Here is a 13,950-nt window from a genome sequence, read left to right on the forward strand (position 1 = left end):
TTAAATTAAAATAATGATGATCCTTTTGTCAATAGCCTGATGCAGATCGCAGATTTTATTTTTTGATTGTATAACGCATTAATTTTTTAATCGGTCACACTGTGATAAAGTTGATCATATTCATATTTATATTTTTGCAAAATCATTTTCCGTTTTAATTTGAGCGTCGGCGTGAGTTCACCTCCATCAATAGTAAATTCCTGAGCAATAATGATCGGCCTCTTGATCTGCTCCCAATTACCAAAATGCTGATTTGCGATCCTTACTTCTTGATTTATTTTTTTTATAACTTTATCCGCCTTTAGAAAATCAGTCTTAGACAATTGCAATAAACTGGGATCTTCTGATTTAAACCAATCGACCAAATGTCCATAATCCGGGACGATAAAAGCAGATGCAAATTTCATCCCCTCGCCCACCACCATAGCCTGTTCAATAAACTTTGATTCCACCAATTTCTTTTCAATAGGTTGTGGAGTCACGTACTTACCCCCGGATATTTTAAAAAGTTCCTTCTTTCGATCGATAATCTTCAAAAATATCCCATCCTCCCAAACACCGATATCTCCAGTATACAGCCATCCATCAATAATGGTTTTATTCGTTTCCTCTGGATTTTTATAATACCCCATCATCACATTCGGTCCTTTAACTAAGATTTCACCGTCGCTCGCCAATTTAATCTGCACATCCTTCACTGCGGGACCAACAGTTCCAACACGAATACCCTTTATATAGTGATTAACAGCAATAAGAGGACTTGCCTCCGTCATACCATATCCTTCATAAATCGGAATTCCTGCAGCTAAAAATACACGTATCAATTTACTCTGTAAAGATGCGCTGCCAGACGCAACTGTTTGTAATGAACCTCCAAGACCTTCATACCATTTATTCAATACAAGTTTTCTCGCTAAATTTAATTTCAGGTCATATAGAAAACTTCTATTTTCAGGAACAGGATCATATTTTTCTCCAACCGATACGGCCCAGTCAAATATCTTGCGTTTTATTCCATTCAGATCATGACCTTTTTTAATGATCTTTTCATATACCTTCTCCAAAATCCGAGGTACAGCAGTCATAATATTAGGTCTTATTTCCATTAAATTTTGACCGATCTTGTCAAATGACTCAGCGATATAAACAGTAATACCGAGATAAAAATAAGTGTAGATAACCATTCTTTCATAGGCATGGCAGGGTGGTAAAAATGTCAACCCTCTATCATACGCTTTACATGGTGTGATCTCAGTTGCAGACCTTACATTTGCAATAATATTATCATGTGATAACATCACTCCCTTAGGTTTACCTGTTGTGCCTGAAGTATAAATCAATGTCACGAGGTCTGTAGATCTGATTTGATCTTTCAGACTTTGGACTTCACGATCCTCTATATGTCGGCCAATTTGAACAATTTCACTCCAATTTCTGATTTGATCGTGTTCTTCAATACAAAAAATATATTTTAATGTATAGATAGAGTCTTTAAGATTGACAATCCTTTGATACAGGCTTTTAGTACTCACAATAGTTACCCGAATTTCTGCATCATTAAATATATATTGATAATCGGCATCAGTTATATTGGGATATATAGCGACTACAACTGCACCTATTTGTTGAATAGCAAAATCCACAATATGCCAGTGTATACCACTTTCTGCAATTAAACCAACTTTTTCATTAGGCTTGACTCCTAGTTCAATTAATCCTTTTGAAATACCATTGACTTTACTTACAAATTCTGAAGTAGTTAAAGCATTCCAATCTCCATCTGTTTTACTAGAAAACATGGCTAAATTTGGATATAATTCCAATTGACGATCTGCCAAATCAAATATTCTCAATTTTTGTTCCATTCCAATCTATCATAAATAGTGCTCGCCTTTACCGACAAGAATATCTCTTTAACAAAATATGAAGAGAATAAGTTCGCAAAACTAACTAAATTGTCGGTATAAAATAATAAGGATGTTATTATCCATAAAAAGATATTAACTTTAATACGATAAACGATCTTTATCTAAACAAAAAAGGCTTTAGAATAAAATCCTAAAGCCTTTACATATTCACTGAACAATTATTTTTTAGCCCAAGTTCTAAAAAATTCCATTACCTTATCTTTATTATAACTTTTGCCATCCTCCAGTGCACCACTTTCTTGAATTTTGAGCACCTTTCCTTCGCTATCTAAAACAATAAAAAAAGGATAACTTAATTTTAATGAATCTGGAACATATTTATTAAACACGTTCTCATTTTTATTCTCTTTAGAATAATTGAGATGATAATATAAATAATTGTTTTGTAGATAATAATTTATATCTGCTGTCTTATGAATATAATCATTGAATCTCAAACACCAGATACACCAATTACCACCTGCTTGAATAATGATATGCTTAGATTCTTTAGCTGCCTCATGAATCAATTGATCTAACTCCTCTTCTGCATTCGCTTCTGGATGATATGGAAATGACAACGTATCTTTCTCTACAGTTGACTTTGTTTGCGCAGTAGCTTGTTGAAAGCTGATACAAACAAAGCATATCACAATGACTCTTACAATCTTTTGCATACGACAACGACCCGACTTAAATATGAAATCAAATTTAAAGAAAGGAGATGTAAATAAAGAACATCAATCACCTATTTTTTAAGCATTTAACGCAGATTCAAGTTCCATACTATAAAAATATTCTACCTGTTCCACCATTTTTTTACTGCCAATCACTATGGGAACACGCTGATGTAATTCTGTAGGTTGGATATCTAAGATACGATCACTACCAGTAGTAGCCTTTCCTCCTGCTTGTTCGATAATAAAAGCCATCGGGTTGCACTCATACATCAAGCGTAACTTTCCTTTAGGAAAGGATAACGTCTCAGGATAAATAAAAACTCCACCACGAATCAAATTACGGTGAATGTCAGCAACCATAGAACCTATATAGCGAGAAGTATAAGGTCGATTGGTACCAGAGTCTTCGATTTGACAATATTTGATATAATTCTTGATCGCTTGCGGAAATTTGATGTAATTACCTTCATTAATCGAATAAATCTGTCCATGTTCCGGAATTTTCATATTGGGATGAGATAAACAAAACTCACCTATTGAAGGATCTAAAGTAAATCCATTCACGCCATTGCCCGTTGTATAAACGAGCATCGTTGATGAGCCATAAATTATATACCCAGCTGCCACTTGTTTTTTTCCTTGCTGTAGCAATTCATCTGCCATGGTTACTTGATCTGCACCTGCTCTTCTATAAATAGAAAAGATGGTCCCCAATGAAACATTCACATCTATATTTGATGATCCATCTAAGGGATCTATACAGACCATATATTTCGCATTTTTAGAAACATAATCATTGGATAGATCAATGCCTAACTCATGTTCCTCCGAAGCTAAATAACAGCACTCTCCCCCTCTTTGCAGCGCTGATATAAATTGAACATCGGCGTATACATCTAACTTTTGCTGTACCTCGCCCTGTATATTCATATCGCCATGAGCGCCAAGTAAATCAGCTAACCCAGCTTTGTTCACTTCTCGATTAACCAACTTTGCTGCAATAGCGATATCGCGAAGTAATCGAGATAGCTCTCCTTTTGCAAATGGAAAATCTGCCTGCTTTTCAATAATAAATTGACCTAACGTTTTCATATATCAATTATTGATTTAAAATCACCTCTATATTAAACCGTTGTAAAGTAGGTATCTTGATACTTTTTAAAGTTATTTTCAAAAAGTGATTTGAGCGCCTTTGCCTGTTCGTCATAGGCCTCATCATTGTTCCACAGTTGTTTAGCCCCTAAAACCTGCTGTGGCACATCTTGACAAAATGTAGGGTATTTTAATCCAAATATGAGATGTACTTCCATTGGATACTCTTCCAGTTCGCCAGACAATGCTGCTTGAATCAAACTGCGTGTATAAGATAATTTGATTCTGCGACCGATACCATAAGGACCTCCAATCCACCCCGTATTCACCAACCAAACTTTTGTATCAGGATTTTTTTTCAATCGATCTCGCAGTAGTTCGGCATATTCCATAGGATGCAAAGGCATAAATGCTTGTCCAAAACAAGCTGAAAACGTCGCCGTTGGCTTTGAGACACCCATTTCCGTACCTGCCACCTTAGCCGTATAACCATTAATAAAATAATACATCGCTTGTTCTACTGTCAGCTTTGAGATAGGAGGCAATACACCAAATGCATCCGCTGACAGAAAGAAAATATTATTAGGAGCATCAACCAATCTAACTTCCCTATAAGAGGAGATATAAGACAATGGGTATGAAACACGCATATTTTCAGTAATGCTATCATCCTGAAAATTAGGTATAGTCGTACCTTCATAAAATTTAATATTTTCTAAGAGTGAACCTGACTTAATTGCACCACAAATTTCTGGTTCATGCTTAGGGTCCAATCCTAAACATTTTGCGTAACAACCTCCTTCAAAATTAAATACACCACGGTCCGACCAACCGTGTTCGTCATCCCCTACCAAATAACGGTTTACATCTGCCGATAAAGTTGTCTTGCCCGTACCACTTAAACCAAAAAATAAAGCGGTGTCACCATCTTTTCCTACATTAGCAGAACAGTGCATCGATAAAACTTCATCTTCAACTGGTAGAATAAAATTGAGAACTGAAAAAATACTCTTTTTAATTTCACCGGTGTAACCAGTACCAATAACCAAAACAACGTGACGGGTAAAATCAATAGCAACACAATTAGCAGCATGAAGTCCCAATTCCTGATGATTTGAAATTTGAAGATCAGAGGCGACTAGCACTGTCCAATCCACTTCCCTATTTTCAATATCAGGGTTTTCGATAAACATATTAGCAGCAAAAAGATCCTGAGTAGCTTTTGTGGATACAACCAGAATGTGTTTTGCTAGATCCTCACTCGATACAACTTGACAGTCTCTAACATAAAGTTCCTTAGCCGACAAATATTCGGTAGTCAAATCATACAATTCGTTAAAGGTTCCTTGAGTAATTGCTTGGTTAACTTCATTCCAAAAAACTCTGTTTTCAGTGATTTCATCTTTTACGATATATCGATCTTTTGGCGATCTTCCCGTAAATTTCCCAGTCAAAATATTCAAAGCTCCATTTTCGGCAAGAGAAGCTTCTCCTTTTTGGATAGCATGCGCAATAAGAGCAGTTCTATCCAATTGACAAAATACTTCCTTAGGTTGGTGGATTCCTAAAGTAGCTAACTGTTTAATCTTTGATAAAGTCATACTTTTGTTTTAAAATATTGTCCAAATCTAGCTAAATTTAATAGATAGATACAAACAAAATTTAGCTTATTGTTTAAATTACACAGATATAACTAAATGAAAAACAGCAGTTTACAAATGCAAATAAAATTTAAATAATTTTAAAAGCTAAATTAAAACAAAAAATAAAAATTAAATAATGCTAAAATAAATTAGAATTTACAAGCCAAAATAGAGCCCTTGAAAATTATCTTAACAAGGGCTCATCAAAAACAGTAAATTTAAGTATTAACTTTGATTCATTAGTATTTGTTTCCTAAACAACTTATATTGTAATATTTCGTCCGATAGTTTGGCAACTGCATAACCAATAATAGTTATATCATCTACCCATCCCAAAACAGGAATTACATCTGGAATGGCATCTAATGGCGATATTACATATACAATAGTAGCAACAATGACAGATAAGTTCCACTTATTCATTTTATATTTACCTGCAAATGTATCTTTACACATAGCAATTAAAATTTGAAAGTCTTCTTTTCGAACATCTAATTTTTTTGCTTTTAACTCAGCAGCTTCTAAATCCGCTGTTGTAATTTTATGTTTTCTGAATCCTTCAAATAAAGCCAATGCTTTACCTAGAAATTGTTTCTTCATTTGTTTAAAATTATAAAAATCCACTAACTATGACTTTGACAGTGGATTAAAGTTTAATCTCAATACTCCAATAGGAAGTACGAAGTACATTATTTATTTTCAACAACGTACAAAAGTCTTATTATATTATTAAAATGTGCTAATATTGGCATAATCTTATTTATTATCAGTAGCTTTAGTAAGAAATGTTATTATTCACTTAAACATAACTGTTATGGCAAAAGAACAAAATGCAGTAAAGAATGATAAAAAGAAAGCTGAAAAGACGCTAAAAGAAAAACGAGCTGAAAAGAAAACAAAAAAAGCTAGTAAAAGCAAATCTGAATAAAATTAAAGTCCCTTCGCTTATTAAAGAAAAGGGACTTTAATTTTTATTTTAAACTTTAATTCAGATATTTTTTCATAGCTAATCTCAATCTATCATCATATCCATAAATATCTGGAAACTGCTCAATTTTATTATTTTCATCTAACCAAGTAGTATAGTAAGACAAGAAAACTGGGATACCTGTTTTCATTTTTACCCATCTGGAGTTGTTAATAGAGTCTTTTATTTCAGTTGCAATTTTAGCTGCTTCTTTTTCATTATTAACTAAAAAAGAGGCTAAGCTAGCTGGATCTTCAACACGAACACAACCATGACTTAGTGCACGGTTACTAGCTTTAAATTTTTGTTTAGCAGGTGTATCATGTAAATAAATGGCATAAGGATTTGCAAAAATAAACTTGATGTTTCCCAGTGAATTATCAAAACCGGGATTTTGTTTAAATTTAAAATTCTCGACGGAGTCAGCTTGCCAATTAATCGTATATGGATCTACAATTTGTCCTTTTAAATTGTAGACAACCATATTTCGACTTTCCAAATATCCTGGATTAGCCCGAACACTATTTAGTAATTCCTTCTTTACAATACTTTTAGGAATATTCCATACTGGATTTACTTGCATCCGATCTAGCGTGCCACTCATCATCGGTGTTTCATGATTTTGTCCTGTTTTAGAGAAGGCTTTATTTTCAGTTTCCCCTACGCAAACATTCATAATTTGCTTTATAGCACCATCTTCAATCATTCGCAATTTCATTTCTGGAATATTGACGAATACATATTTATCCGGAAAATCTTGTCCCATCCAGCGTAAACGTTCCATACTCATCAGCACATCAGTACGATTTTCCTTACTCAAATTTCCTGCTATCAAGAGTTGTTGAAACTTTTTGTAAAAACCATTTTTAGGTTGGGCTTCTCGAGCGATCTGAGCAACATTTAACGTACTGTCCAACACCTGTTTTGCTTTCTTTAAAGTGTAACGATTATGCCCAACAAAATATCTTCCATAGAGTTTCTTAGGATTTACGAGTCCATTTTCGAGTATGTTGAGATAGGCTACTAAAGCATCAGAAGAGAGAAGCTCTATTTTGGCCAATATCGTATAAGCTTCATTCAACTCTGTAATTTCCTTGCTTTGAAGACGATTAAGTGCCTTGCGAATTTCTTCTGTATGAAAAATTGAAGGATTAACACCATGTTCATCAGATTTTTCTAGATAATGCAACAATGTATCTGTACCACCGGTAAGTAATTGATTGTGAATCCATGTAAAACCCCGAGATGAATCAGCAATTTCACTCATCCATCTCGGATTAAATAAATGGGAATTTTTATTTTTCAATTCAATTTGAATGGCATTTAAGTAGGCAATACTATCAAAATCTTTAAATAGCTTTTGATCTAATGATGTCGCTAAAAGATCTCCAAAAGTAGGGGCCTTAGTTTGACAAGAGGTGAATGATAGTATAAATAAAAAATATACAAGCACTAAATTTCGCATAATATAATTAAGAAATTGCTTAAAAAGTCAAAGATAACAATGTTTCAAATGATATTACAATTAGTTAGTACAAGCCTAATTATTGTCAAATTCTCGCTACAACCATTCAAAAATAACAAAGCCTAAAATAGAATTATTTCAGGCTTTGTTAAACTTAAAAATAAACTTAAACCGTTTGCAAGTATTGTGCGTAGCAATATCCTTCTTCATTATCTTTAGTACGCACCAGCCACCACTGGTCATTTGCTTTACTAATCAACGTTATAATTTCGTCTTTAGCTGCTTTTCCTACAATAGGCTGATCCGTGCCAGGTCCTTTACGAATATTCAGATTTGAATTATCCGTAATAACCTTTACTTGGCTACCAGGGACCTCCGTAGCAACATTGACATCCATAACGACATCTCCAGCTGCAAAATTAGGATCTATATTTCCATATACTTCCCATAATTTATTTTTCACATCAGCAGATGGTGCTGTTCCCCTAATTTGAAGAACACCATCCTGTTCAGCAAAATTTAAATCCGTAGTGCCCAATGATCTTGCAGTATCTAATAATACTTTATATTTTTCTTGTAAAGCCATGATATTCGAGTTTGAAATAATTATTTAGTTACAACTGCACTAAGGTCCACTTTCTTAGGATGTAAATTGTCCAAAGCCTGTTTTAACGTTACTAATTTTGCTTTTTCAATAGTTCCTGTCACGGTGATGACACCATCTTTCACGGTAGCTTGTACCGTCGGAAAATCTTTTGTCGCATCAACAATACCTTTCGCTAAAGATTCATCAACAGTATTAACAGATATTGCTGCTGGAGCCGTAACTTGCACTATAATATTATTAACAACAGATTTGATTGATTTATCAGCTGCTTTAACATCGGTCTCAATCTGTGTTTTTTCAGCTTCTGAAGAAGCGAAACCTTCCAAAGTAACAACTCCATCTTTAACAGAAGTTGTGATACCTTGATGACCATTAATTACTGTTTCTACCTTTGCTTTCAAATCAGCATCAGAAACTTTAGATTTACAAGAAGGCATTGCAGCAACTAAAGTGCCCGCCATCATTAACATTGGGAATACTCTTTTTAACTTCATAATCACAGTTTTTATTATTTTTTAAAAGCCTAAATTATCCTATATAGATACTTAAAGTTAACAATTAAAAGAGTAAATGGTTTCGATTTAAACACTAATTTATAGAAAGTAGATGTTGTTCTACATGATTAAAGACAAATGACTCTCCGACCTTCTTTCTTAATAACAACTTTCCAATAGGAGATTGATTTGAGATAACGAATACCTTCTTATCATCGATCTTGACAACACCAATACTAATCGCAATAAAATAAATACCCAAATTAGTCTTCACAATACTGCCATTTTGAACAAAATCAGTATGGTTTGGTTCAACAAGATTATTTAATATTAACTCATCCTTTTTTGCCTCAGCAAGTTGCATCTGACATCTGGCAATGTCCTGTTGCATCATTTCACGCGTGGTCTCATATTTATCTCCTGCACTACTTTTGGTATCATCAGTACTTGCTTCATGAGCCGATTTCAAAGCCAATTCCAAATTTGCAATCCGATCTTCAACATGCATTTTACATGATTCCATTAGTGATGATCGTAGTAAAGTATAATCCTTCTCCATGATTGCAAACTAGGGATAAAGATTTAAAGAAAAAAATCAAAATTAAACTAACTAAAAAACAACAACATACAATTTAAATGAGCTCAAAAGGACTTGAAATGCAAAAATAAATTTGGTTACAACCTTAAAATTTGTACTTTTGTCGCGGAGAGCTGGCAGAGTGGTCGAATGCGGCAGTCTTGAAAACTGTTGACTGTCATAGGTCCGGGGGTTCGAATCCCTCGCTCTCCGCCAATAAAAAATAAAGCCCAAAGCAATTTGGGCTTTTGTTGTTTATAGACTTTTGGGAGCTTGCTCCAACAATAAGACATAAACAACAAAGTAAATGAACAAAGCGAATGGCTTTATTTTATGATGAAGCCTCCCCCCTTTAAGGGATCATGTAATAATCTCGAGCGCTTCGCATCCTAACAAGGAAAAAAGTATTAAAACCCTAATAATTGTACAATTTGTAGGGTTTTTCTTTTGTTATCACACTATCAAATTGCTAGACAATTGCATAAATATTTAAATTAGCGATTGACAATGAAAAAAGAAGGAAGGAATTTCAGTACAAACTTTAAGTCAAAGGTTAACATAGAAGCTACTAATGAGCAACAGATTATTCAGTAGTTAGCGATTAAATATGAATTGTACCCAACGCAGATCAAAACCTTGAAACGGAAATGTTCTAGGTAATGCGGAATCCGCTTTTACTTCAGAGAAATCTTCCGTTCTTGATAATTCTAAGGAAAAGGAGCTCTATTCCAAGATTGGGGAGTTATAGATACAGGTGATTTCAACCAATATCTCTTATTATTGGAATGGATTTCACTTGAAGCGCATGAAGTTGGATCTCGTCATCTCAACACAAAACGAACGATGGAAAGCCTTGCTGCACAACTATTAAAATCATTTTTCGCAAGTTTTACATAACGAAAATCTATAACAACTATATGATAGATTATAAAAACAAAAAAATTGTTTCAATTACACTATCGATAGAGTATCTCAGCACTTGGGATGAATCCAAATAAATTTACTTTCTATTATAATTTTCAATCATTTTATATAGGACCAAGGTATCGCTTTCAATTTGACGAACCTTTCCGTTTATATCATATTCTATCGGTTTATCTCCAATTTGACGAACTCTACCATTGATATCGTATTCAACCCGCTCATCACCTATTTGACGAACTCTACCATTGATATCGTATTCAACCCGCTCATCACCTATTTGACGAACTCTACCATTGATATCATAATCAATCTGTTTATCTCCAATTTGGCGAACCCGATTGTGAATATCATAATCAATCCGCCTATCTCCAATTTGGCGAACTCTATCATTGATATCATATTCAACCCGCTTATCACCGATTTGACGAACCCTATTGTGAATATCATATTCTATCCGTTTATCACCAATTTGTCTAACCCTGTCTTGGATATCGTATTCAACCCGCTCATCACCAATTTGCCTTACCCTGTCTTGAATATCATACTCTATTCGTTTATCCCCAATGCGGCTAATTCGATTGTGAATATCATACTCTATTCGATTATTATCAATTTTATTACCTCGTGAAAAAAGAAGCTCCATTAAAAACTTATTTTCATTACTATTCAATCGGTCTATCAATTGTGCTTGGACATTAATCGAAAAAAACAAAACAGAAAACAAAAACAACAACTTCTTCATCGTTAATAATTAAACATGTAATTTACTCTAATATCTCTCATCCTAAAAAGCTGACTCATACACTTTTCCTTTACTCATATCCTCTAAAAAAATACATCACAACGCCTTTCGTTACCGTGCAAGGTAACGAAATAAATAGAAAAATGTTAACTTATAGCAACCTTAAAGACATCTTCACTTTGATAAATAATTGAAAACGGCTTAAATTTCACTGCTTAAATTTTAGAATTTGTATGTATCGCCATTTTTTCACGTTTTTAGAACAGTACTGATCTTTCTTATTTCGTTTTTTCATATGCTAATAAAAAACCTTACATTTAGTTAACAATTACAACCTATTATATAAAACGACCTTTATTCTAATGACAAAACTAATTATTCTCCTTTCAGGCTTATTCATCAGTAATATGCTATCTGCTCAATCTTTAAAAGAGGATTTTAAACCAGCAACAACTAATCAACCAGGACAACTCTTCCCACAGGTTAACTCGCAGGGGTACGCCAGATTTAAAATACACGCACCAAAAGCAGACAGTGTAAGGGTAAGCTTAGGTTTAGGCGGAGGAAGTGGCACAGTCCTACAAAAACAAAATGATGGATTCTTTACAGGCACTACAGAAGGTCCAATGGATGAAGGATTCCATTACTATAACATTACGGTAGATGGAGGAAAATTCAACGATCCAGGATCGATGAATTACTATGGATCTGTACGCTGGGAAAGTGGGATAGAAATTCCAGCACCTGATGAAGATTTTTATGCAGTCAAAGATGTGCCGCATGGACAGGTATCTCAAATATTATTCCCCTCCCCTAGCACAAACACTTCTCGTAGAGCATTTGTCTATACACCGCCAAGCTATAGTAAAGACCTCAATAAGCGGTATCCCGTTTTATATCTACAACACGGTTGGGGTGAAGATGAAACGGCGTGGTCTAATCAAGGAAAAGCAAATCTAATCATGGATAATATGATTGCCGAAGGAAAAATAAAACCATTCATCATTGTCATGACCTATGGTATGACTAATGAAGTGAAATGGGGAAAAATCAATGAATTTAAAATCGAAGAATTCGAAACCGTTTTAATTAAAGAACTAATACCTTATGTCGATGCTAACTTTAGAACATTAACGGATAAGACAAACCGTGCCATGGCGGGATTATCAATGGGTGGAATGGAGACAAAAATGATCACACTACGTAATCCAAAAGTCTTCGCACACTACGCATTATTAAGCGGAGGTACATACGCCGCATCCGATTTAGCTCATAAACCGGATGTAAAACTGATATTTCTCAGTTCTGGCAGTAGAGAAAATCCAGATAGAGTAAAACAAGCGGTTGATGAACTGAAAAAAGCTGGCGTTAACGCCGTGTCTTACGTATCACCAAATACTGGACATGAATTTCAGACTTGGCGCCGTAGCTTGCGCGAACTAGCACCGCTGTTATTTAAATAACATCATTTAATGGGTAATGGGGATCTGCCCATATTCTCCCTGATAGAATATGAGCAGATTTCAAACTTTATTTGAAATTAAAGAAACATGAACTAAAAAAATACAAATCGTGATATTAGAAGTCGCCATATTAAAGGTAAAATCTGGAAGATCCAAACAATTTGAACTGGATTTTCAAATAGCAGAACAATACATATCTTCCATTAAGGGATATATAAAACATTCACTGATGAAATGTTTAGAAGTAGATAATCAATATATCTTATTGGTTGAATGGGTTTCCGTCGAAGCGCATGAAATCGGATTCCGTCAGTCATCACAATACCAAAAATGGAAAACCTTATTGCATGACTATTACGATCCTTTTCCGCAAGTTTTGCACTATGAAGATTTAAATAGAAAAATATAGTAGATTTTAACAACAGCAACCGTTCATCTGGCCAATCTATTACAGAAGAAATATAAATAGTGTATGCGAAACATCATTTTAAATAAATACTGGAAGGAATTTCAGCATGAAATGCCGGAATATAAAAAGTTAGAAATTCCACAGTCTTATTACTTTTGTGACAATGCACAGGATGCACATGAATGTGCCGAACTTGTACGAAAAGGTATTAAACGAGCTACAACACATTCCTTATCTGGGTTGGAAATCAATAAAGAGAAACTACCTGCTATCGGAGACCTGTCTATCGTCACCGATTGGCATGGAATGCCCAAAGCAATCACCAAAACCGTTAAAGTAGAGATTGTAAAATATAAAGATATCACAGCTGAATATGCTTTCATTGAAGGTGAAGGAGACAGAAGTTTAAGCTATTGGCAAAGGGTTCATTGGGATTATTACACAAGAGAACTGAGTGATCTCGGCTTAAAACCTTTTCAGGACATGAAACTTGTCTGCGAATACTTTGAGACAATTTGGCAAAAAAAATAAAACCCAAAGCAATTTGGGCTTTTGTTGTTTATAGCGTCCCCTCCTGAACTTGATCAAACAACAAAACATTCACAACAGAAGAAATAAGCAAAGCGGATAGCTTTGGTTAATGATTTTTAACCTCCCCCCTTTACAGGATCATGTACTTATCCCTAACACTCCGCAGAAACCTTGATCCGTTCGACTAAGATTTTTTGCCATATCTTTTCATTTACTATTCCGAACGATAAATAGCAATTCCATATTCGCAAGAAAAATTTGGACGCTCTTCTTAGACTACCGTGTATGACTATGGTCTTTTACAGGCAATAAATAATTCTATTAATGCGATCACCTTAATAAGCTAATATCATATTGGAGCCATATTCTTATCAAAGCCAGTATTTATTATATTATTCTACGGGAATAATAGAGGTTATATAGAGTTTTACCTATATCAACCCTATAGG

13 protein-coding genes and 1 tRNA gene are annotated in these 13,950 nt (G+C 34.3%); 4 read left to right on the forward strand and 10 right to left on the reverse strand.

What is annotated here, in order from left to right:
* Positions 1-86: 86 nt before the first annotated feature.
* The 9 genes from MUB18_RS21180 to MUB18_RS21220 all read right to left on the reverse strand — a co-directional run bounded on the left by MUB18_RS21180 (position 87) and on the right by MUB18_RS21220 (position 9,378).
* The gene (locus MUB18_RS21180) at positions 87-1,865 is read right to left on the reverse strand and encodes an AMP-dependent synthetase/ligase (protein WP_248754556.1); all 1,779 of its coding nucleotides are present in this window, start codon (positions 1,863-1,865) and stop codon (positions 87-89) included.
* A gap of 221 nt (positions 1,866-2,086) precedes the next feature.
* Positions 2,087-2,584 (reverse strand): thioredoxin family protein, encoded by a 498-nt coding sequence (locus MUB18_RS21185; protein ID WP_248754557.1) that lies wholly within the window; start codon positions 2,582-2,584, stop codon positions 2,087-2,089.
* A 78-nt stretch (positions 2,585-2,662) separates the two neighbouring features.
* Complete coding sequence (gene fbp, locus MUB18_RS21190; protein WP_248754558.1) at positions 2,663-3,679, reverse strand: class 1 fructose-bisphosphatase; 1,017 nt, start codon at positions 3,677-3,679, stop codon at positions 2,663-2,665.
* A 32-nt stretch (positions 3,680-3,711) separates the two neighbouring features.
* Entirely contained in the window at positions 3,712-5,280 is a 1,569-nt protein-coding gene (gene pckA / locus MUB18_RS21195) for a phosphoenolpyruvate carboxykinase (ATP) (RefSeq protein ID WP_248754559.1), read from the reverse strand.
* Between the two features lie 267 nt (positions 5,281-5,547).
* Positions 5,548-5,922 carry a YkvA family protein gene (locus MUB18_RS21200; RefSeq protein ID WP_045755133.1) on the reverse strand — a complete coding sequence of 125 codons (375 nt, stop codon included), beginning with the start codon at positions 5,920-5,922 and terminating at the stop codon, positions 5,548-5,550.
* Between the two features lie 383 nt (positions 5,923-6,305).
* Positions 6,306-7,754 carry a L,D-transpeptidase family protein gene (locus tag MUB18_RS21205; RefSeq protein ID WP_248754560.1) on the reverse strand — a complete coding sequence of 483 codons (1,449 nt, stop codon included), beginning with the start codon at positions 7,752-7,754 and terminating at the stop codon, positions 6,306-6,308.
* A 166-nt stretch (positions 7,755-7,920) separates the two neighbouring features.
* Entirely contained in the window at positions 7,921-8,340 is a 420-nt protein-coding gene (locus MUB18_RS21210; RefSeq protein ID WP_045755131.1) for an SH3 domain-containing protein, read from the reverse strand.
* Positions 8,341-8,360: 20 nt separating this feature from the next.
* A complete protein-coding gene (locus tag MUB18_RS21215) occupies positions 8,361-8,855 on the reverse strand; it encodes a BON domain-containing protein (protein WP_248754561.1) in 495 nt (164 codons plus the stop codon).
* 94 nt (positions 8,856-8,949) lie between these two features.
* A complete protein-coding gene (locus MUB18_RS21220; RefSeq protein WP_052627761.1) occupies positions 8,950-9,378 on the reverse strand; it encodes a GreA/GreB family elongation factor in 429 nt (142 codons plus the stop codon).
* Between the two features lie 182 nt (positions 9,379-9,560).
* On the opposite strand from MUB18_RS21220, the gene MUB18_RS21225 reads away from it, so the two are divergent.
* A tRNA-Ser gene (locus MUB18_RS21225) sits at positions 9,561-9,648 on the forward strand.
* 784 nt (positions 9,649-10,432) lie between these two features.
* Here the strand turns inward: MUB18_RS21225 and MUB18_RS21230 are convergent.
* Positions 10,433-11,098: a hypothetical protein gene (locus MUB18_RS21230; RefSeq protein ID WP_248754562.1), complete on the reverse strand. Its 666-nt coding sequence runs from the start codon at positions 11,096-11,098 to the stop codon at positions 10,433-10,435.
* A 362-nt stretch (positions 11,099-11,460) separates the two neighbouring features.
* Here MUB18_RS21230 and MUB18_RS21235 point away from each other — a divergent pair, with 362 nt between their 5' ends.
* The 3 genes from MUB18_RS21235 to MUB18_RS21245 all read left to right on the forward strand — a co-directional run bounded on the left by MUB18_RS21235 (position 11,461) and on the right by MUB18_RS21245 (position 13,501).
* Positions 11,461-12,561, forward strand: a complete 1,101-nt coding sequence (locus tag MUB18_RS21235) for an alpha/beta hydrolase-fold protein (RefSeq protein WP_248754563.1) — start codon at positions 11,461-11,463, stop codon at positions 12,559-12,561.
* A gap of 109 nt (positions 12,562-12,670) precedes the next feature.
* On the forward strand, positions 12,671-12,970 hold the full coding sequence (locus MUB18_RS21240; RefSeq protein WP_045754147.1) for an antibiotic biosynthesis monooxygenase family protein: 300 nt from the start codon (positions 12,671-12,673) through the stop codon (positions 12,968-12,970).
* Positions 12,971-13,033: 63 nt separating this feature from the next.
* Positions 13,034-13,501, forward strand: a complete 468-nt coding sequence (locus MUB18_RS21245) for an ASCH domain-containing protein (RefSeq protein ID WP_248754564.1) — start codon at positions 13,034-13,036, stop codon at positions 13,499-13,501.
* Positions 13,502-13,950 lie beyond the last annotated feature (449 nt).

This window comes from Sphingobacterium sp. PCS056, from assembly GCF_023273895.1.
In the GTDB taxonomy this organism is placed as follows: domain Bacteria; phylum Bacteroidota; class Bacteroidia; order Sphingobacteriales; family Sphingobacteriaceae; genus Sphingobacterium.

Coding starts and splice junctions, on each gene's coding strand:
- MUB18_RS21180 (WP_248754556.1), bottom strand. CDS start 1,865: ATGGAACAAAAATTGAGAATATTTGATTTGGCAGATCGTCAATTGGAA.
- MUB18_RS21185 (WP_248754557.1), bottom strand. CDS start 2,584: ATGCAAAAGATTGTAAGAGTCATTGTGATATGCTTTGTTTGTATCAGC.
- fbp (WP_248754558.1), bottom strand. CDS start 3,679: ATGAAAACGTTAGGTCAATTTATTATTGAAAAGCAGGCAGATTTTCCA.
- pckA (WP_248754559.1), bottom strand. CDS start 5,280: ATGACTTTATCAAAGATTAAACAGTTAGCTACTTTAGGAATCCACCAA.
- MUB18_RS21200 (WP_045755133.1), bottom strand. CDS start 5,922: ATGAAGAAACAATTTCTAGGTAAAGCATTGGCTTTATTTGAAGGATTC.
- MUB18_RS21205 (WP_248754560.1), bottom strand. CDS start 7,754: ATGCGAAATTTAGTGCTTGTATATTTTTTATTTATACTATCATTCACC.
- MUB18_RS21210 (WP_045755131.1), bottom strand. CDS start 8,340: ATGGCTTTACAAGAAAAATATAAAGTATTATTAGATACTGCAAGATCA.
- MUB18_RS21215 (WP_248754561.1), bottom strand. CDS start 8,855: ATGAAGTTAAAAAGAGTATTCCCAATGTTAATGATGGCGGGCACTTTA.
- MUB18_RS21220 (WP_052627761.1), bottom strand. CDS start 9,378: ATGGAATCATGTAAAATGCATGTTGAAGATCGGATTGCAAATTTGGAA.
- MUB18_RS21230 (WP_248754562.1), bottom strand. CDS start 11,098: ATGAAGAAGTTGTTGTTTTTGTTTTCTGTTTTGTTTTTTTCGATTAAT.
- MUB18_RS21235 (WP_248754563.1), top strand. CDS start 11,461: ATGACAAAACTAATTATTCTCCTTTCAGGCTTATTCATCAGTAATATG.
- MUB18_RS21245 (WP_248754564.1), top strand. CDS start 13,034: ATGCGAAACATCATTTTAAATAAATACTGGAAGGAATTTCAGCATGAA.